Source organism: Duganella sp. CY15W, assembly GCF_009857555.1.
GTDB lineage: Bacteria > Pseudomonadota > Gammaproteobacteria > Burkholderiales > Burkholderiaceae_D > Rugamonas > Rugamonas sacchari.
The window spans coordinates 1127982-1147211 of sequence record NZ_WWCQ01000001.1 but is presented as its reverse complement, the minus strand read 5'-3'; the positions used below and the strand labels follow the sequence as shown (position 1 = coordinate 1147211).

Here is a 19230-nt window from a genome sequence, read left to right as displayed (position 1 = left end):
TTTAAAAACGGACGCCTACCACGCGGCGCCCATGCGGCGGCGCAGGCCAAAATCATGGCCCACGACCAGGATGGAACTGGCGATCAATCCGCTCAGGCCGATCATCAACTGTACCAGCTTATCGTTCGGCAGTACCCACAGCCGGCCCGGCGGCGCGTCGCCGATGCGCGCGGCCGCCATAATCAGCGGCGCCACCCATGCCGCTTCCGGCGTCACATCCAGAATCAGCGCGCCGTCCTGGGTGGTTTGCAGATAAATCTCGCCGCCCTCGGCCAGCGTGAAGCAGACGCCATAACCCGTTTCATGCTTGCCGATATGCTGCAGCATGGACTGATTATGTTCCTCTATCCACAGCTCTACATCGGCAGGCGTTTCCAGGCCGCTCCACGGCACCGGTCGAAAGCGTGGCGGCTCACTGTTGTCTTGCATAACGATTCCTTACTCATTAAGCCGCCAGTGTAATCGATCGCAGGACAAAGCATGAAGTCGACGGCCCACAGACCGCAGAACAGCTGACGTCCGCCGCCATCGCCGCAACGGCAATTAGCCCTTCCAGGTGCGTTGCAGGCCGGTATCAGCGTGGATCCAGCCGCCGCGTGGACCGGCACGGTAATAGAAACCGACGCCCCCCTGGCGGAAGCTCTTGACCAGTCCGCCCAGCACTTCAGCGTTCAGGTTGGCGATACGGATGTCGGCCGCGCGCCCCACCATGTGCAGCGACTGGCGCGCGGCCGGCACACCGGCTTCGCGCAGCTTCTGGTTGGAGGCGGGGGTGCGGTAGCCGGACAGGATCTCCAGCGGCGAATCGATACCGTAGCGCTGCACGAAAGCCTGCGTGCCCCACAGCGTTTCAAACAGCTTCGGATCGATGGTGCGCGCCTCATTGCCGCCATTGACGTCGCGCATCAGGTGGCACAAATCCTGATAGGCCGATTCGATGATCTCGCCATCTTTCCAGTAGAGCAGTTTGGCGCGCTCCTTGCTGGCCGGGCGTATCACTTCAATCGTGCGCGGACGCAGCCAGAACTCGAGGTCCAGCGCCTGGGCGTCAAAAATATCGGGAGGTGGTTCCATCATGCCGCCGGCGCCAGACGGCGCGGACTGCTCCGATGCACGCGGCATGCCGCCGGACGACGCCACCGCAGGCGCGGCCGGTGTGCTGTGCACTGCCGGTTTTGCGGCGGCAGCGCTGGTGCTGCTATGCCGCACCGGTGTGCTCGATGCACAACCAATCAAGGGTACGGACAAAAAACTCGCTGCGGTCAGCCCCAAACCCTGCTGTAAAAAATCTCTGCGCGATGCCATAGCCTACTCGTAAAAAACAATATTGTTACTATAGCTTATGCTGAGGGAAAGAAAAACCTGCGCAACTTACGTTTAAGAAATGATACGGCTGCTGCAACGATACAGAAACTGCGTATCAGAAACGTTTTCAAGCCCTCAGTTATTTCAATTTTTGATGGCTGGCATTCCAACAATAAAGTATTCATATATGATGCACCGCAGTATAGTGAACTCATCGCACTCACTACCGGAGCCCATCATGATCATCCGTTCTATCGCCGCCGTGTCCCTGATTCTGCTGTCGACCATCAACCCATCGCAAGCAGCCACCACCAGCAATAGCCGCTTGAGCAACGCCGAATGCAACGTGCCGAACTACCGTACCGCATGGCAGGACGATGACTTGCAAGGGAATGTAAAACTGGCGGTCCTGGTGGACGCCAATGGCAATGTGCAAGATACCAAAGTGATCTCGTCGAGCGGCCACGTAGCGCTGGACAAAGCCTCGCTGCGCGCCGGCGCCAGCTGCAAGTTCAAGCCAGCGAGCAACGGCAGCGAGCCGGTGTGGGCGCAAGTCCAGTACAACTGGGTCCTGAACTAAGCGTCAGGCAGCGCGCCGCGCCTGCTCCTGCGGCAGGGTGGCGCGCGGTTCGTCCAGCAGATAGCCTTGCACCAGCAAGGAGGCGCCGGCATCGGCAGCAAGTTCGCCCAAGGCCGCCACGTGCTGGGGCGTCTCCAGCCGCTTGAACACCACCGACACACCGGCAGCCGCGCAACGCTGCAGCACTTCCAGCAGGCCCGCCCGGTCCTGCAATTCCCGCACATCCAGCTTGAACACATCCGGCCGCAGGCGGTCCAGCACGCCCAGCGCATCGCGCGGGCTGTTGACGTTGACCGCAAAGCGGAAGCCGTTGCGGCGGTAGTTGTCCGACACATAGTTCAACAGCCAGCCCTGCTGCGGCGTCGCCGCCGGCAGTTGCAGCACCACGCGGCTCAGCGGCAGCTCCAGCGCATCCAGGATGCGCCGGAACGCGTGGCCGTGATTGCTGCTGACGGCGCTCAGCAAACGGTCATGTACATTCAGATACAGGTCCGCCTGCGACTCCCCGGCCTGGCGGAAGAAATTAATCGCGTGCAGCATGCGGCACAGCCGGTCGAGTTCGATGGATTCATCATCGCTGGCTGCATGGTCGAGCAGCTTCCACAGCGACAGTCCCTGGTCCTGCGCCGACACGCTGCGCGCCAGACCTTCGTATGCCTGCACCGCGCCGCTGTCCAGTTGCCGGATAGGCTGGAACGCGCTGCTCATGGTGCAATTGAAAAACCGCCCTTGCGCCTTGCCCTCGTGATCGAGCCAGATGCTGGAAGCGGCGCCGGTCGCGTCGGATAAACGCGCCAGGTACTTCTGCAAGATGGGGAATGACATGGAACTCCTCTAGGGGTACGAATAATGTCGACAGCGTATGCCCGCGCGCGGCAAAGCAGAACGAATGCTTTCGCCTATGGATATGCCAAAACATTCGTTCCGCCCCTGCGGTGCGGCCGTTATCGTGATGTCATCGATTAACTCCGCCGTCTAGTCATGTGCCAATTACTCGCGATGAGCAGCAATAAACCCGCCGCCGTGGACTTTTCCTTTGCCGGCTTCGCCGAACGCGGCGGCCGCACCGGGGAACACAAGGATGGCTGGGGCATCGCCCTGCATACGCCCAACGGCTGCCGCCTGTACACCGATTACCTGCCGTCGATCCACTCGCCGCTGGCGGCGCAATTCAAGCAGAGTCCGATCAAGGCGCGCAATGTGGTGGCGCATATCCGCAAAGCCACGCAAGGCCGCGTCTCGCTGGAAAACAGCCATCCGTTCACGCGCGAGCTGTGGGGCCAGACCTGGTCGTTCGCCCACAACGGCGACTTGCAGCTGTTCGATCCCAACCCGAGTCTGTATGCGCCGTGGGGCGACACGGATAGCGAGCGCGCCTTCTGCCACCTGCTGTCCGGCCTGGCGCTGCGCTTCGACAGTCCGCCGGAACGCCATGTGCTGTACGCGGCGGTGGAGACGCTGGCTGGCGAGATAGCGGCCTATGGCACTTTCAATTTCATCCTGTCGAATGGCGACCTGCTGTTCGCCCATTGCAGCACCGACCTGCATTATGTCGTGAGGGAGTATCCGTTCTCGGTGGCGCATCTGATCGACTGCGACCTCAGCATCGACTTCAGCCGCCACAACCACCTGGACGACCGCATTGCCGTGATCGCCACCCACCCGCTGACCTCGAACGAGGCATGGACCAGGCTGGAAGCTGGCGCGCTGAAGCTGTTTGTCAACGGTGAAGAGGTCGGCGCGACACCGGCGCGTGACGCCGAATTCCGTCTGGCGATGTGCTACTGATTACTGTGCGCTTCGCCGGGCGCCGAGCAGCGCGCGGCAACCAATGGTTACATCAATCGCTATTGCAATTGCAGAAGCGCTTGCGCTTGGGCGCGTTAGGACAGGTGGTGTCCTCATCCAGCTGCTTCCAGTAAAACACCGTCTCGACGCCATACGGCGAGCGCACCATGCCGGCATCGGTATAGCCACGCTGGGCGAAGAAGTCCTTGCCGGTGGCCGTGCTATGCAATTGCAGCGCCTTCACGCCCCAGCTGCATGCCTGTTCCTCCATGCGCGCCAGCAGCGCCTTGCCGGCGCCCTGCCCGCGTGCTTCCGGCAACAGATAACACAGCGCCAGTTTGCCCGCTCCCGTCAGCAATGCGACGCCGACGACAACGCCTTCGCTGACAGCCACCAGCGAAAAATTGGTCGGGGAACTGAACCAGTTCGCCACCATCTGCGGAGTTTTATTGCCTAGCCAGGCATCGAGGATGGCGGGATCATTCTTATGATCCAGTTCGCAGCATTCCCTGATGGACCGGCGCAATACATTGCACGCTGCCTCCGCATCCGTCGAAGCAGCAATACGAATTTCAAGACTCATGTACGCTCACAAAACTATTACTGATAGCACGCCTTTCTGTGCTGGTACGGACTATACACCAAGCGGCATAAGGCTGTCGGATGCTGCCAGACTAGAGGGTGCTTCCTTATTTGCCCACTAATGTTTTCAAAAATCCATATATGTTTTATAGCGAACTTCTAAGCATATTACGAAAAATTCGTATCTTTTCGGGGCGAAATTTTACACTATGAGCGCTCGTTATTACGAAAGCTCATTATGACCACCAAAAATTCAACTCGCCGCGTTATCCTCGCCTCCTTCCTGGCCGCCTCGGCCACCCTGTTTGGCTTGCCGCAGGCGCACGCTGCGGATACCGTGCTGCTGAACGCCGCGTACGACGTCACGCGGGAACTGTTCAAAGAGATCAATCCCGCCTTCACCGCGCAATGGAAAAAGACCACGGGCGAAACCATTGATGTGAACCAGTCGCACGGCGGTTCATCCAAGCAGGCGCGTTCGGTCGCAGACGGCATGGAAGCGTCGGTGGTCACCATGAACCAGGCCAACGACATCGACATTCTGGTCGAGCGCGGCGTGGTAGCGGCCGACTGGGCCAAGAAATTCCCGAACAATGCTTCGCCGTTCTACTCCACCATGGTGTACCTGGTACGCAAGGGCAATCCTAAACAGATCAAGGACTGGGCCGACCTGGGCAAGCCGGGCGTCAAAGTCATCATCCCGAATCCTAAAACCTCAGGCAATGGCCGCTACACCTACCTGGCGGCGTGGGGCGCCGTCATCAAGAAAGGCGGCAACGAAGCACAGGCCCGCGACCTGGTCGGCAAGATCTTCAAGAACGTGCCGGTGCTGGATGCCGGCGGCCGCGGCGCCACCACCACCTTCACCCAGCGCGAAATCGGCGATGTGCTGGTGACGTTTGAAAACGAAGTGAATCTGGTGCGCGAAGAGTTTGGCGACAAATTCGATGTGATCTACCCATCGATCTCGATTCTGGCGGAATCGCCGGTGGCCGTGGTCGACAAGGTGGTGGACCGCCGCAACCTGCGCAAGCAGGCCACCGGCTACGTGAACTTCCTGTACAGCGAAGAAGGCCAGGAAATCATCGCCAAGCACTCGCTGCGTCCACGCTCGGAAAAAGCCTTCAAGAAGTACAACGCCAACTTCCGCCAGGTCACGCTGTTCACCATCGATGACGTGTTCGGCGGCTGGAAAACGGCGCAGAAGAAGCACTTCGACGATGGCGCCGAATTCGACAAAATCTATAACAAATAAGATTATTCGGATAGATTCGTTTGCAAATGGCCATCGTGCCCGTAATCTGGAAGTGTAGTAATTAACCAGACAAAGGAAGCACGATGGCCATTTCTGAAATTAATGTACGCAACCAATTCCGTGGCAAGATCAAGGAAATCATCTTTGGCCCAGTCGTTTCGGAAGTCGATGTAGAGACCCAGCACGGGATCGTCACCTCCGTCATCACCTCGCGCTCGATTCAAGACCTGAACCTGAAAGTGGGCAGTGAAGTGATTGCCCTGGTGAAATCCACCGAAGTGTCGATCGCCAAGATCGGCAGCTAACGTCCCCGTCCCGGCTGCCGCCGTGGCCGGAAAAACGGAAAAAAGCCCTGAGAACTCCCGTCTCAGGGCTTTTTTGCATCAAGCAGGCCATATCGCATAAAAAATATAAGAATTAGACACTTAGGCACAATAGACGAGAACCCACTTTAATGATATTGTCTATCCTTAGAGAATATTGCCGTATAGCTAGATTGCGCGCGCCACGTCGCCCTGACGTGTCCGATAGACTCCTGTTCCCTCTGAATATCCGTATGCTCAAGAAAATTGTTGCTGTATTGCTCACTTCGTTTACTGCGGCTGCGTTCGCCGCAGTACCGCTGGGTTCGCAGTCGGTGCTGGTGGTCGAAGACGGCACCGGCAAGGTGCTGCTCGAAAAGAACGCCAACGCCCAAGTGCCGATCGCCTCGCTGACCAAGCTGATGACCGCGATGGTCGTGCTGGATGCCAAACAAAACATGGACGAAAAAATCGCCATCGACCATACCGACGTTGACATGCTGAAACACAGCGCGTCGCGCGTGCCGGTCGGCGCCGAAATTTCGCGTGGTGATGTGCTGCAACTCGCGCTTATGTCGTCAGACAACCGCGCCGCGGCATCGCTGGCCCGCACCTACCCTGGCGGTGCAGACGCGTTCAAAAACGCGGTCAAGACCAAGATCCGCACGCTGGGTCTGACCCAGACCGTGATCGAAGAACCGACCGGTTTGTCGCCGCATAATATGTCCACCGCGACCGACCTGGTCAAGATGGCCAGCGCCGCCGCTGCCTATCCGGACATCCGCCGCATCACCACCGACACCAAAGATGTGATCAACATCAAGGGTCGCAAAGTGGAATACCACAACACCAACCGCCTGGTTGGCGCCAAGGGCTGGGATGTCGGTTTGTCCAAAACCGGCTACACCGAGGAAGCTGGCCGTTGCCTCATCATGCGCTTCAAATCCGCAGGCAAAAATGCCACCCTGGTGCTGCTCAACGCCAAGGCCAATTCGGCCCGCCTGATGGATGCGGTCAACATTCGCCGCTTCATTGCCGGCCCGGATGAGAAACCAAAAGTCATGAAGGCGTCGGTAACGCGCCATAAGAAAGCGGTGAAGGCCGGCAAGCGCAGCCGCCGCGCAATGTAAGCGGCTGACGCCACGCACCACAGGGCCGGACCTCGCTGTCCGGCTTTTTTACGCCCGTACGCACGCCAAAAATTGGTGTCAACAAGCTAATTTTTGGCTTAATTATCCAGCAGATGGCGCAAGCCGCTGGCACGCTGGGTGCGTTGTCCGATGGCGTCCAGCAGTACCTGGCCATTCGGCGTGAGTAACGTAAAGTAGTCGCGTGCACGCGTGATGCCAGTGTAGATCAGCTCGCGCGCCAGCATGCTGCCGCCGTCCTTGGGCAGCACCATGGCGGTGTGCGCGAACTCCGAACCCTGCGATTTATGCACGGTCATGGCAAACGCGGTTTCCACATTTCTTAACCTGGTGGCAAGGACGCTGCGCACCGTTTCGCCTTCCGAGAAGTAGACGCGCAGCGCTCCCGGCCGTGCCGGGTCAGGCAGGGTCAGGCCGATATCGCCGTTGAAAACACCGGTCGCATAGTCGTTGCGGGTGACCATGACGGGACGCCCGACATACCATTCGCCCGTTTTCTTGAGCAATCCAGCCGACTGCAATCGTTGCTCGATGGCATCATTAAGACCGGACACGCCCCACTCGCCGTCGCGTACCGCGCACAAAATACGGAAGCCTTCAAAGCTTCTCAAAATAGCAAGTCGTGCGACGTCATCCGCATCAGCGATTGAATTTTTAATTAATTGCAAATATTGCCGATAACCCGACAACGCCAGCTGAAGCATGTCCCCAGGTTGCGCAAAGTCGGTCCAGGCGACCTTGCAGTCTTGCCCGGAACGCAATACTTCAACAGCCTTGGCCGCATTGCCGGCATTGACGGCCAGCGCCAACTCGCCGATCGGACCACCAAAACGCCGGCTCTCACGCAACATGACGGTCTGCTGCGCAATCGGGCCGCCGTGGCCGGCATAGTCGTCCGGGATCTGCTGCCCTGTGCTAGCTTGCACATAAGACAAGGTCTCCGGCAGATACTCACCGGCTTCGGCGTTATGGCACAGGTCGCCCAGCACCGCACCGGCTTCCACCGACGCCAGCTGATCTTTGTCACCGAGCAAAATCAATGTCGCTTCCGGCGGCAGCGCCGCCAGCAGTGCCGACATCATTTCCAGATGAATCATGGATGCTTCATCGACGATGAGCACATCGACATCCAGCTGATTACCGGCGTTGTGCTGGAAGGCACGTGTATCCGGGCGTGCGCCAAGCAAGCTGTGCAGCGTACGCGCGGCGCCCATGCGTGCCGTCAGCTCGCGCAGCGGCAATGCCGTGCCGACCAGCACCGCCAATTTATCCAGCGCATCGTCAATCGACTGCTTGAGGCGGGCAGCTGCCTTGCCGGTCGGCGCCGCCAGCGCCACCCGCAAGCCGGACTGGCGCGTGCTGCCGGCCGTTGCAAACAGCAGCGCCAGCAGACGGGCCACCGTGTAGGTTTTACCCGTGCCCGGGCCACCGGTAATGATGCCTAATTTGCCACGCATCGCCACCGCGCACGCGACTTTTTGCCAGTCGACACCGCCACCGCGCGTAGCGTGCGGGAACAGGATATCCAGCCAGCGGCGGATCTCGGCGGTTTCTGCATCGGCATCCGAGGCCAGTACGCCACCCAGCGCGCGGCCACGGACAGCGGCGGCCACATGGGTTTCGTCCTGCCAGTAGCGGCGCAGATACAGCCGGTCGCCATCCAGCACCAGCGGCTGGCTGCAATCCGCGCCGCCGACCGGCCAGACCTGTTCGCAGGCCGCCAGCAAGATGCGCCAGCTGGCAAGATCTTCCGGCCAGCCATCAACCGATGCGCGCAGATGATGCCATTCGTCGCCGTTCCAGCCCAGCAGCGCGGCCGGGTCGGCGTTCAATTCCGACAGCAGCAGGCAGCTATGCCCACGCCCCTCCAGCTCGGACAACAGCACGCAGGCCGCCATCAGCGGCGGCGAGCTGGCGCCGATCGACGCGATAAAGCGCGCAAACGCGCCGCTCAACCGGCGCAGCTGGCCCGCTTCGGTCAGCGCATCGACCTGCGTAAAAAATTCGTCATTCATCACTTGCACCCAGCAGGCTATCCAAGCCATCCAGTAGTTCAGGATCGGGTTCGATGCGGTAGCAGCCGCGCGTCTGCGCATTGCCGATGCCACGCAAGAACATGAAGATGGCGCCGCCCAACTGTTGCGCCGGATCGTAGGCGTCGCCCAGGCGGCTTTGCAGCAAACGGTGCAACGCCAGCATATAGACCGCGCCCTGGATGTCGTAGCGATGCTCGGCCATGGCTGTCATCAGCGCCGGCTCGTGGTAAGCCGCGTCACCGCTGCCCAGGGCATTCGATTTATAGTCCAGCACCCAGTAGCGCCCCGCGTGTTCAAACACCAGGTCGCAAAAACCTTTCAGCATGCCGTGCAGTTCGCGCTCCGGCAGCGCGGGGCGCGGCGCGCCGCCCAGCAGATGCGTGGCGCACAGCCGGTCCAGCGCGGCCGTACCGAGCCGATCGCTAGGGAACCAGAATTCCATCTCCGGCAGCGGCGACACAATGCGGCTCAACGATGCGTTCAAATACGGCAGCGTTGTGCTGGCGATCTCGCGCAGCCAGACCAGCGTGTCGTCGAGGCGATTGCCCCAGCCGGCGCGCTCCACGCGGCGCGTCAGGCGCGCAGCGAAATTCTCGTCATCGACAATCGCAAAGCCCTCCTGCCCCATCCACTCCAGCTGCTCGTGCAGGAAGTTGCCGGGGACGGAGCCACGCGGGAAACGATGCCAGGCCACACCCTCCACGCGCGACGCCTGCACGATGGCTGGCTGATCGGCGCCTTCCAGCAGCTTCGCCTCGGCCGCGTCGCGTGGCACCAGGCCAGCCGCGCTGATGGTGCCGGTCGGCCCCGTGCGGCGCGCAAGCGAGCTGAAACTGCCGACCGACCAGTCCCGTTCAAAATGACCACCGTAGTGCTGCGGCTCCAGCAACGGCGGGCGTTCTTCAATACGGCTCAGACGCGTGACCGGCTGGCCATCCATCGGCAAGCTGAGGATGCTGATATCGTCACAGCCCTGGCAGGCGTGGTGCCAGCGTTCCATCATCAAGTCCGACGGCAGCGGTGCGCCGCCAGTGAGCAGATAGCCCAGTGCGGATTCGTGCAGTGTGTTCTCGCCGGCCTTGCGGGCCGACAGCGCGGTCACGCCCAGCCACAGGAAATGGCGCGCGCGCGTCAATGCCACGTACATCAGGCGCAGGTCCTCCTGCAGGCGCGCGCGTTCGACCAGTTCCATCGCTGTATCGGTCAGCGCCATATCGATGCGGCGCACGCCATCATCGTCGCTGAACTCAAAGAAGCTGCGGTTGCGGCGCTCCACCTTGCGCGCGGTGACGGCAAACGGCAGATACACCAGCGGATACTCCAAGCCCTTGGACTTGTGCACCGTGACGACCTTGACCAGCTCGGCGTCGCTTTCCAGGCGCAGCACACGCTCATCGCCCGCACCCTCGCCGCCTTCGATCTGCTCGGCGAGCCAGCGTATCAGCGCCTGTTCGCCATCCAGCTGGCGGCTGGCTGATTGCAGCAACTCCGCCAGATGCAGCAGATTGGTCAGACGGCGTTCGCCGCCAACCTGCTGCAGCAGGGCCGCAGGCAATTGCAGCTCGTGGATGAAACGGCGCAGCATGGCCAGCACGCCCTGGCGTTGCCAGATGATGTGCAGTGCCTTGAGCTGTTCGACCCGTTCTTCCCACGCCAGTTCGTCCGAGGACAAACGCGCCAGTTCAGCCAGCGGCAAACCGGTGGTACGCGTCGCGAATGCGGCACGCGCCAGCGCGCCATCCAGCGGATTCGCGACGGCCGACAGCCAGCGCAGCACATCGGCGGCTTCTTCGCTGTCCGTGACCGAATCCTTGTCGGACAGGTAGACGCTGGGCACACCGCGCCGTTGCAGCGCGCGGCGGATCGCAGCAGCCTCTTTGCGGTCGCGCACCAGCACCGCGATATCGGCAGGCTTGAGGCGTTCAAAGCCCTTGTTACCGCCAGCGAAGCCGGTGTGCTCGGCATTGAGGCGGGCCACGATATCCTCCGCACAGTGATGCGCAAAGAACTCGCGGTAGCTATCCGCCTTCAAGTCCTGCGCCGCGCTGCAGGCAATCACCAGCGCCGGCACATCACCGCCCGCCTCCACCATGCGCTCCTTGCGGCCTTGGGCGCCGACCGCCTCGAACGGCAGCGGATTTTCACGCGAGGCAGGATCGCGGAAGCGGAACGCGCCCCGTGCGAAACCATCGTCGCCGCCACGGCCTTCGGCATGCAGGAACAAATGATTGACGGCGTCGACCACCGGCTTGGTCGAGCGATAGTTGGTGCCCAGCTGGTAATGCCGGCCCGCAGTGGCGCGGCGCGCGGACAGATAGCTGTGGATGTCGGCGCCACGGAAGCCATAGATGGACTGTTTGGGATCGCCAATCAGGAACAGGCCGGTCTCCGGGTCGTTCTCCGCCACGCGGTACAGCGCATTGAAGATCTGGTACTGGTTCGGCGCCGTGTCCTGGAATTCATCCACCAGCGCCACCGGATACTGGTCGGTAATCCGCTTGCGCAGCGCGGCGCCATTCTCACCTTGCAGCGCCGCGTTCAGGCGGTCCAGCATGTCGGCAAAACCGAACTGGCGGCTGCGTTTCTTCAACTCGGCCATGCGGTCCGCCACTGCCGCCGCTGCGTGGCGGTACAGCGCGTGCGACAGCGGCTCAATCCCATCCAGCGCCTGCTTCAGTGATTCGATGGCGTCAAAGTCCTCGGGGACGGCGGCGCTGAAATTCTTGGAGAAGGCATCCTCGATGCCCCAGGGCGTCAGCCGCTTCCAGGCCGTATCCGATATCTCCGGCATGACGGCTGCGGGATTCTGCGCCCATTCGCGTAAGCCGTTGAACCAGCTCACCAGCGAATCAGCACGCATCTTGTTGCCGTTGAAGCACTTCGGATCGACCGCGCGATGCTGCGCAATCCACTGCTCCATGCGGTTGGCCCGCTCCCACCAGCCGCCCTTGAGTTCAGCCAGCTGCGCCTGCTGCTTGCGCTGCACGTCGGCGATCAGGGCGCCCAGCGATGCGCCGCGCGCATCCACCTCGCCGATGATATCGGCACGTTTGACCAGCTCGCGTATCGATGACTTCAATGCTCCCACATCGCCCCAGCACGACAGCAGCGCGTCCAGCGACACCGCATTGAGTGGGTAGACCTGCTGTCGCCAGTAATCGTGTGCAGCATCCTCGAACAGCGCCTGTTCATCACTGACCAGTTCTTCATCAAACAGGCTGCCGCTATCGAAGGCGTGCTCGCGCAGCATGCGCTGGCACCAGGCGTCAATCGTGAAGATGGCCGCTTCGTCCATCGTTTCAGCAGCCAGCTGCAAGCGGTGCGCCGCCTGCTGTTGTGCGCTGTAGCCGGGATAGGACTCCAGCAGCGCGTCCAGATAATCGTCGCGCTGCCCCCGCCCCTCGTGCGAGCGGAAGTAAGCCGCCGCCTCCACCAGACGCTCGCGCACGCGGTTGGACAGCTCACGCGTCGCCGCCCGCGTAAAGGTCATCACCAGAATATCGGCAGGCAGCAAGGGCCGCCGGTAGGCATTGTCATCGCCATGCCCCAGCACCAGCCGCACATACAGCGCAGCGATGGTCCAGGTCTTGCCGGTGCCGGCACTGGCCTCAATGAGCCGCGAGCCATGCAGCGGGAACGTCAGCGGGGCGAGTTGATTGGCCGTGTTACTCATTCCGCGCTCTCGCCGTCAATTTGCTCTACCTTGATATGCTGCTCCATCCAGTCCGCCAACGGCTCATACAGGGCGCGCGATACATCGTCAAAATCCGGCTCGCTGCTCAGCGACGAGAAGTCAGGCCACAAACGCGCCAGGCACAGGTCCTCATTTTCGCCGTTGACCTCAAAGCCGCCATCGTAGACAGCGCGCGGATCGCCCTCCTGCACCAGCGCCAGCGCGGTCTTGCAGGCAGTCGGCAGCGGACGGTTCATGCCGTCGCGCCACAGGCACACCAGCTCGCGCAACGCCTCCTGCGCCTGCGCGGGGTCGAGCGGGTTCATGGTGACGATTGCATCGCGCGCCACCAGATAACCCGTCACCTGCATGCCGGTGGCGGATACCGCCAACTGGCGCAGCCACATCGCGATCAATTTATCGCCGCGCGGCTTGCCCTGCTTGTCGGCCACGCGCGACGACATCTGCGCCAGCCACACCGTCTCGCTCTCGTTTTTCCGCAGCTGATCGATCCAGTCATCCAGCGGCACGCCGGCCAGTTCGAGATTCAGCGCCACCTTGGGCGCCGGCTTATTGTAGTACTGGCGCAGCGTCAGCCATGCACAGCGCACCGGCACCAGGGCTTCCACCAGCTGGTGCTGGTACTGCTGGCCGATCAGGCCAATCGGCAGCACACCCTCGCGCGCAAGGCGTTCGGCGCGTTGCGTGAGCTTGTCGTAGACCTGGTCGATTTCTTCCGGCGTCTCGCCGTCATCAAGCATGGTGTCTTCCAGCAGATAGCGCTCCAGCGCATTGAGGGAGAACGGTTCCTCGTCCTCGCCCACCAGCGCGGCTTCGCCGAACATCACGCCCAGCCGCTGGCGGAAGAAGAAACGCACGGGCTGGCGCAGGAAGTTATGCAGGCTGCCCAGCTTGAGGCGGAATTTGTCGTCGATATCGAACGGCGGCAGTTCTGTGGCCTCCGTCGCAGTGGTCTCCTCACCGTGCGCCTCGCGCCACTCGCGCGCGTAGGTGAGCAGGCCGCCATCCTCAAAATAGCGGCGGCTGAACGGTTGCAAGGCGTGCTCCGTGGTACGGGCATGCAGATCCAGCCCCCAGCCATTGACCAGATAATCGCGCAGCTGCGATACCAGCACCGACGGCGGCTGTTCACTGTTATCGCGCACATTGCGCCCTACCCAGCTGATATACAGCTTGTCACGCGCCGCCAGCACAGCCTCCAGCATCAGATAGCGGTCATCGTCGCGGCGCGAGCGATCGCCTGGCCGCGCCATGCCCGGCAGCGCCAGCAGGTCAAAGTCGGCCTTCGGCGCGCGGCGCGGAAAATCGCCGTCGTTCATGCCAAGCAGGCAGACCACGCGGAACGGCACTGCGCGCATCGGCATCAGCGTACAGAAGGTCACGCCGCCGGAAACGAACTGGTGGTTCAGCGTCGGCTCGTCCATCAATCCCAGCCAGGCTTCGCGCAGCACGGCCAATGGCACGGCCTCCTCGTAGCCGGCGCCCTCGCAGGTGTCCAGCCATTTGTTGAGGGCATCGTCCAGCTGTGCCAATGTGAGGCGGTCGCCCTCCTCGTTGGCTTTGAAGAAGGCTGCCAGCAGCGCACGCGCCTGCACGCCCCACTCAGCCGGCGTGTGCGGCTCCGCCAGCATGGCACGCCAGTGCAGCAACGCTTCCACCATCTGCGCCAGCGAACCCGCCAGCGCCGCATCGAGCCCGCCCACTTCCGCATACGGTTCGATGCCGGCATAGCTGCCCGACGCGCCGCTGGCATAGCCGAGCAGCATGCGGCGCACGCCGAAAATCCAGGCATTCTGCTCACCGGCCGGACCGAGCCCCAGGCCGCTGCGGTGCTGCTGATCCAGCCCCCAGCGCACGCCGGAGCCTTCGATCCAGCGGCCCAGCGTCGGCAAGTCGTCTTCATGCAGGCCAAAACGGGCGGCCAGCGCCGGCACGTCCAGCAGGTCGCGTACTTCGCTTTGCCGGCAACGCTGTTGCGGCAAACGAAGCAGCCACTCCAGCGCCACCAGCAGCGGATTGACGCTGCGGTCGTTGACGTCGCCGATTTCAAACGGGATATAGCGCGCATCGTTGCGGCGGTGCTGGGCAAACACGGCGTGGATGGCGGCCGAGAAGGTGTCGATGTCCGGCACCATCACCACTACATCGCGTGGACGCAGCGGACGGCCGTTTTGCTCCGCATCGGCAAACATCTTGAGCAGCTGGTCGTGCAGCACTTCCACCTCGCGCTGCACGCTGTGGGTGACGTGGAATTCGATGGAGCGGTCACCCTCCGCGAGCGGTGACAGCGCTGCGTGTTCGGACATCGGCAGCAGCTCGCGCACTGCGGCCTGTACCTGCGTCAGCAGCGTATCGCCCTCGCCTTCACTGAACAGATCCACGCGCAGCGGCGCCACCTCATCGTTTTCAGCGGCAGCAGCCTGCGCGCCCTCGTCAAATTCATCGAGCATACGCACGAAGTCACGGCCCTGGCGTCCCCAGCTCGCGAGCAGCGGATGGCTGTGCGCGTGCAGCTCTTCCAGCGGAATCTGGCCCAGATCCTGGCCATTGCGCAGTTGCTGGCGCCGATGCGCGCTGCGCAGCAGGTCGCGGCCCTCGATGATGTCGCCCCAGTAGTACTGGCAGGGATTCGGCACCGCCAACAGCACCTGGGTATAACGCGCGATCGACGCCAGCGCCTGCAAGGTCTGAAACGGCAGCGCCGAAACGCCAAAGATCACCACCCGGCGTGGCAGACGCCCCAGCGGTTGCTCGCCCGCCGCGCTGGCACGCACGAATTCCGTGTGCACGGTGGCGCGGCCCAGTCCACGCTCGTGCGGCTCCACATCCGCAATCACCGACCGCCACAACTGCGCCTGCCAGCGCTGCTCTTCCGGCAGCGGCACAAGTTCGCCGCGCGCAGTACGCATCTGGTCGCGGCCCGCAGCCCAGTCATCCAGCCAGTCGGCGCGGTACACCTGATACTGGTCGAACAAGTCGGCCAGACGCTCGGCCAGCTGCAAGCGGCGCTCCGCCTCGCCGTCCGCGAGGAAGTGACGCAATGGCGCAAACACCGGTTCGGCCAGCAAGGTCGGCAACAGCCGCATCAAACGCCAGGTCAGCGGGCCTTTATCGAAAGCGGAAATGGGCGGCACGCGGTCGCGGCCCAGCATGCCGCGATAGGCGTCCCATAGAAAACGGGCGGGCAGCGCCACGCGCGAGGCCGCGCAGATGCCGATTTCCTCGGCCAGCGCAATTTTCAGCCACTCGGCCACGCCGTTCGACTGCACCAGGAAGATTTCCGGCTCCAGCGCCCCGAGCGGATGATTGCGCAGCCATTGAAAAACGGCGGCGCGCAATTGCTCCATCTGATTACCGTGCAAAATCAGCAAGCCGGGGGTGATGCCAGGGTGCATAGGGCTCTTCGTTATGGTCCAGCCCCTATTATCGCTCTAGCCCGGATCGTATGCCAGCAGTTCCTGCTCCACCAGTTGATCCAGCACATCCAGCATGGCGTGCAGTTCGCCGACGATGCGGCGGGCATTGCTGGCATCCGGGTCGTTACGGACTTTTTCCAGCGCCAGGCACAGATTCCCGAACTGCATGGCGCCCACTGCGCGCGCAGCAGACTTGGTGCGGTGACCCAGTTCCGACAGATGCGCCAGGTCTTCCATGGCCAGCGCCTCGTCGATTTCCTGCAGGCCGTCGCGCGCGGAAGTCAGGAACAGCGCGGCGTATTTGCGCATCTTGTCCGGTTTGCCGGAGAAGGTCTCAGCCAGCGCCGCGACATCAAACATCTCGACCGGCGCTTCCGGGTCCGGCGCCGGCGCCGCAATCACCATCGGCATGGCCGGCGCCGACGGCGCCATCTGGCGCGGTACAAATACCGGCAGCACGGCCGCCCCTTCCGGCACCGAGAAATAGGAGGGTGGCGGCGGCACCGGCTTGCGCGGCGGGTTGGCCGCACGCGCGCGCTGGCTCATCCACTTGGACAGCATATCGAACAGCAGCTTGGGTGCGATGGGCTTGGTGACAAATTCGTCCATGCCCGCATCCAGGCAGCGCTGCTGGTCATCGCGGCCGGCGTTGGCGGTCATCGCGATAATCAGCGTCGCCGACAGCTTGGGGTGGGCGCGTATCAGGCGCGTGGCTTCGTAGCCGTCCATCACCGGCATCTGCACATCCATCAATACGCAGTCGAAGCGCTCCTTGAGCATCAGATCGATGGCTTCCTTGCCGTTGTTGGCCACGCAGACCGTGGCGCCGGCATCCTCCAGCAGTTCCTGCCCCACCTGCTGGCTGAAGATATTGTCCTCGACCAGCAGGATCGAGGCGCCGCGTATGCTGTCCAGCACATCCGGCTGCACCGACTCGTCGCTCTGCTGGAGGAAGCGCACGCCCTTGGCCAGGCGCGCAGTAAACCAGAAGGTGCTGCCCTCGCCCGGCTTGCTGTCGACACCAACGCCGCCGCCCATGAGCTCCGCCAGCTGCTTGCTGATGACCAGGCCCAGTCCCGTGCCGCCGTAGCGCCGCGTGGTCGACGTATCGGCCTGGTGGAAGGACTGGAACAGCTGCGCCATCTGCTCGGGCGTCATGCCGATGCCATGGTCCACCACCTCGAAGCGCACCATGATATTGCTGTCGCGTTCCTCGACCGGACGCGCGCGGATAATGACTTTGCCGTCTTCGGAAAACTTGATGGCATTGCTGGTGAAGTTGAGCAGCACCTGCTCCAGCCGCAGCGGATCGCCACGCAGCTGATGCGACAGGCCTGGCCAGATTTCGTAGACCAGCTCCAGCCCCTTGGCCTGCGCGCTCTCGCCCAGCTGGCTGGAGATATTGGCCAGCAGCGCATCCAGCGTAAAGTCCAGCACCTCCAGGTCCATCTTGCCCGCCTCGATCTTGGAGAAGTCCAGGATGTCGTTGATGATGCCCAGCAGATGCTGGCCCGAATGGTAAATCTTCTGCAGATAGTCGCGCTGCTTGGGATGGGTAACCGTCTTCAGCGCCAGGTGCGCCATGCCGATAATCGAATTCATCGGCGTGCGGATCTCATGGCTCATATTCGACAGGAAGTCGCTCTTGGCCTGGTTGGCCGCATCCGCTTCATCCTTGAGCTTATGCAGCGCCGTAACGTCGGTCGCCAGCCCGATCACGGCCGTGGACGAGCGCCCCAGCTCCACCGGCACCTTGACGGTCCACTGGTGCTGCACCTCGCCGTTGCGGTCCACATACTGCGACTCGCCCGAGCGCTTGACCAGGTCCGCAAAGATCGGCCGCTCCTGCGCCCACGCCGCATCGGCCAGGTTGGCCGGCATCAGCTCGCGGTCACGCTTGCCGATGATGTCCTCGACCGGCAAACCCATGGACTCGGCCATGCGCGCGTTCACATAGATATAGCGCCGGTTCTGGTCCTTCATGTAAACGTGCGCGTCAACGTTGTTGAGCACCGTGTCCAGCAACAGTCCTTGCTTGAGCGCGCGCCGGCGCGACGCATACAGCACGAACACATAGCTGTACAACAGCAGCGTGCCGGCAAACCCCGTGAGCGCGGCGATGCGCGGGAAGTACAGATCAAAGCCGGTCAGCAGCGCCTCTTTCTTCACCTGGAAATGCGCCTTCCACAAGCTGCCGTTGAAGTCGATCGGTAGCACGGTTTCGAAATACTTGTCCAACTCGGCGGCCGGCAACGGCGTTGCCTCCATGGCACCGTTATCGTTGAACAGCAGGCGGTCCGTCTTTTCGATCACCAGCCGGCGCTGCTCGACATCCGTACTGCCGTCCGCGTACAAGGTCAGATGGACCTGGCGCACCGTCATCTCGTCAATCGCGCCCTGGACCAGGCGCGGGATGCTGAAACCGGCGCCCACCGAACCGAGATAGGCCGCGCGCCGTTCATCGACCGTCCCCAGGCGCATATTGCGGCGATAGACAGGCAGGCGTACGCCCAGACCGAAATGCGGCGTCGGCTGCCGCACCACGATCGGCAAGCCGGATGCGGCCACCAGCCCACTGTCACGCGCACCGTTCAGCATCTTGGCGACCAGCGGATTGGCGGCGATATCGACCCCAAGCCGCTCCTCCACCAGGGAAGATGGCTCCAGATAGGTCAGCACCGCATACTGGTCGCGCCGGCCCGCCGGCTTGATGTCAAACGCCGGATAGCCTTCCGCGCGCACGCTGGCCACAAACGCATCTCGCTGCGCGTCCTGGACCAGCGGCGCCCAAGTCAACGCCTCGATCGCCGGAAAGTAGCGCGCAATATCCAGGTTCACCACATACTGGTGGAACTGTTCGCGCGTGATGTGGTCAGAAGTCTGGAACAGCGCCGCCAGGCCGCGCGTGAGGTCGGAATACGATTTGATGCGCGCAGAAATGCCGTACTGCGTGCTGCGCGCCAGATTTTCAAACCGCAGTGCCGCATCGGCATCCACCGTTTTGGCGGCCGTGCTGTACAACGCAGCGCCCATGCCGGTTGCCAATGCGAAGCCCACGCCCCAAAAAATCAGGCGCGAACCCGTGACCGCTTTCCCCCTGTTAGTTGTTTTGAACATGCAGGAT

14 protein-coding genes are annotated in these 19230 nt (G+C 62.3%); 6 read left to right on the top strand and 8 right to left on the bottom strand.

The annotated features are described in order from the left end of the window. Nucleotides 1–15 precede the first annotated feature (15 nt). Together GTP58_RS05415 and GTP58_RS05410 are read right to left on the bottom strand one after the other, a co-directional pair. Nucleotides 16–429 (bottom strand): hypothetical protein, encoded by a 414-nt coding sequence (locus GTP58_RS05415; protein ID WP_161076579.1) that lies wholly within the window; start codon nt 427–429, stop codon nt 16–18. A 114-nt stretch (nt 430–543) separates the two neighbouring features. Then, nucleotides 544–1122, bottom strand: a complete 579-nt coding sequence (locus GTP58_RS05410) for a DUF882 domain-containing protein (RefSeq protein ID WP_072784642.1) — start codon at nt 1120–1122, stop codon at nt 544–546. Between GTP58_RS05410 and GTP58_RS31010 the strand changes: the two genes are divergently transcribed. Both GTP58_RS31010 and GTP58_RS05405 read left to right on the top strand, forming a co-directional pair. Next, the gene (locus GTP58_RS31010) at nt 1076–1318 is read left to right on the top strand and encodes a hypothetical protein (protein WP_202413610.1); all 243 of its coding nucleotides are present in this window, start codon (nt 1076–1078) and stop codon (nt 1316–1318) included. The genes GTP58_RS05410 and GTP58_RS31010 overlap by 47 nt on opposite strands. A 225-nt stretch (nt 1319–1543) precedes the next feature. Next, complete coding sequence (locus GTP58_RS05405; protein WP_161076578.1) at nt 1544–1885, top strand: energy transducer TonB; 342 nt, start codon at nt 1544–1546, stop codon at nt 1883–1885. 3 nt (nt 1886–1888) lie between these two features. On the opposite strand, the gene GTP58_RS05400 is transcribed toward GTP58_RS05405, so the two are convergent. Continuing rightward, entirely contained in the window at nt 1889–2710 is an 822-nt protein-coding gene (locus GTP58_RS05400) for an EAL domain-containing protein (protein ID WP_161076577.1), read from the bottom strand. Nucleotides 2711–2866: 156 nt separating this feature from the next. Between GTP58_RS05400 and GTP58_RS05395 the strand changes: the two genes are divergently transcribed. After that, nucleotides 2867–3673, top strand: coding sequence for a class II glutamine amidotransferase (locus tag GTP58_RS05395; RefSeq protein ID WP_161076576.1), 807 nt, complete (start codon nt 2867–2869; stop codon nt 3671–3673). 52 nt (nt 3674–3725) lie between these two features. Here the strand turns inward: GTP58_RS05395 and GTP58_RS05390 are convergent, their stop codons facing one another. Continuing rightward, entirely contained in the window at nt 3726–4256 is a 531-nt protein-coding gene (locus GTP58_RS05390) for a GNAT family N-acetyltransferase (RefSeq protein ID WP_072784173.1), read from the bottom strand. Between the two features lie 237 nt (nt 4257–4493). On the opposite strand from GTP58_RS05390, the gene GTP58_RS05385 reads away from it, so the two are divergent. The 3 genes from GTP58_RS05385 to GTP58_RS05375 all read left to right on the top strand — a co-directional run bounded on the left by GTP58_RS05385 (nt 4494) and on the right by GTP58_RS05375 (nt 6942). Beyond that, nucleotides 4494–5510: a sulfate ABC transporter substrate-binding protein gene (locus GTP58_RS05385; RefSeq protein ID WP_161076575.1), complete on the top strand. Its 1017-nt coding sequence runs from the start codon at nt 4494–4496 to the stop codon at nt 5508–5510. Nucleotides 5511–5593: 83 nt separating this feature from the next. After that, nucleotides 5594–5815: a molybdopterin-binding protein gene (locus GTP58_RS05380; RefSeq protein ID WP_072784171.1), complete on the top strand. Its 222-nt coding sequence runs from the start codon at nt 5594–5596 to the stop codon at nt 5813–5815. Nucleotides 5816–6066: 251 nt separating this feature from the next. Then, nucleotides 6067–6942 (top strand): serine hydrolase, encoded by an 876-nt coding sequence (locus GTP58_RS05375; protein WP_161076574.1) that lies wholly within the window; start codon nt 6067–6069, stop codon nt 6940–6942. A gap of 98 nt (nt 6943–7040) precedes the next feature. Here GTP58_RS05375 and recD read toward each other — a convergent pair whose 3' ends face one another. Genes recD through GTP58_RS05355 form a run of 4 tightly spaced genes read right to left on the bottom strand, consistent with a single transcriptional unit; the run spans nt 7041 to nt 19223 of the window. After that, nucleotides 7041–8975 carry an exodeoxyribonuclease V subunit alpha gene (gene recD / locus GTP58_RS05370; RefSeq protein WP_161076573.1) on the bottom strand — a complete coding sequence of 645 codons (1935 nt, stop codon included), beginning with the start codon at nt 8973–8975 and terminating at the stop codon, nt 7041–7043. After that, entirely contained in the window at nt 8968–12669 is a 3702-nt protein-coding gene (recB, locus tag GTP58_RS05365; protein ID WP_161076572.1) for an exodeoxyribonuclease V subunit beta, read from the bottom strand. The genes recD and recB overlap by 8 nt, the downstream gene beginning before the upstream one ends. Next, the gene (gene recC / locus GTP58_RS05360) at nt 12666–16085 is read right to left on the bottom strand and encodes an exodeoxyribonuclease V subunit gamma (protein WP_161076571.1); all 3420 of its coding nucleotides are present in this window, start codon (nt 16083–16085) and stop codon (nt 12666–12668) included. Before recC ends, recB begins: the two co-directional genes overlap by 4 nt. 36 nt (nt 16086–16121) lie before the next feature. Continuing rightward, on the bottom strand, nt 16122–19223 hold the full coding sequence (locus tag GTP58_RS05355; RefSeq protein ID WP_161076570.1) for a CHASE domain-containing protein: 3102 nt from the start codon (nt 19221–19223) through the stop codon (nt 16122–16124). Nucleotides 19224–19230: the final 7 nt, after the last annotated feature.

Excerpts from the sequence above, each read along its gene's own strand:
- recC (WP_161076571.1), bottom strand. The coding sequence starts at position 16,085 with ATGCACCCTGGCATCACCCCCGGCTTGCTGATTTTGCACGGTAATCAG.
- recD (WP_161076573.1), bottom strand. The coding sequence starts at position 8,975 with ATGAATGACGAATTTTTTACGCAGGTCGATGCGCTGACCGAAGCGGGC.
- recB (WP_161076572.1), bottom strand. The coding sequence starts at position 12,669 with ATGAGTAACACGGCCAATCAACTCGCCCCGCTGACGTTCCCGCTGCAT.
- GTP58_RS05415 (WP_161076579.1), bottom strand. The coding sequence starts at position 429 with ATGCAAGACAACAGTGAGCCGCCACGCTTTCGACCGGTGCCGTGGAGC.
- GTP58_RS05390 (WP_072784173.1), bottom strand. The coding sequence starts at position 4,256 with ATGAGTCTTGAAATTCGTATTGCTGCTTCGACGGATGCGGAGGCAGCG.
- GTP58_RS05380 (WP_072784171.1), top strand. The coding sequence starts at position 5,594 with ATGGCCATTTCTGAAATTAATGTACGCAACCAATTCCGTGGCAAGATC.
- GTP58_RS05395 (WP_161076576.1), top strand. The coding sequence starts at position 2,867 with ATGTGCCAATTACTCGCGATGAGCAGCAATAAACCCGCCGCCGTGGAC.
- GTP58_RS05355 (WP_161076570.1), bottom strand. The coding sequence starts at position 19,223 with ATGTTCAAAACAACTAACAGGGGGAAAGCGGTCACGGGTTCGCGCCTG.
- GTP58_RS05375 (WP_161076574.1), top strand. The coding sequence starts at position 6,067 with ATGCTCAAGAAAATTGTTGCTGTATTGCTCACTTCGTTTACTGCGGCT.
- GTP58_RS05385 (WP_161076575.1), top strand. The coding sequence starts at position 4,494 with ATGACCACCAAAAATTCAACTCGCCGCGTTATCCTCGCCTCCTTCCTG.
- GTP58_RS05400 (WP_161076577.1), bottom strand. The coding sequence starts at position 2,710 with ATGTCATTCCCCATCTTGCAGAAGTACCTGGCGCGTTTATCCGACGCG.
- GTP58_RS31010 (WP_202413610.1), top strand. The coding sequence starts at position 1,076 with ATGCCGCCGGCGCCAGACGGCGCGGACTGCTCCGATGCACGCGGCATG.
- GTP58_RS05410 (WP_072784642.1), bottom strand. The coding sequence starts at position 1,122 with ATGCCGCGTGCATCGGAGCAGTCCGCGCCGTCTGGCGCCGGCGGCATG.
- GTP58_RS05405 (WP_161076578.1), top strand. The coding sequence starts at position 1,544 with ATGATCATCCGTTCTATCGCCGCCGTGTCCCTGATTCTGCTGTCGACC.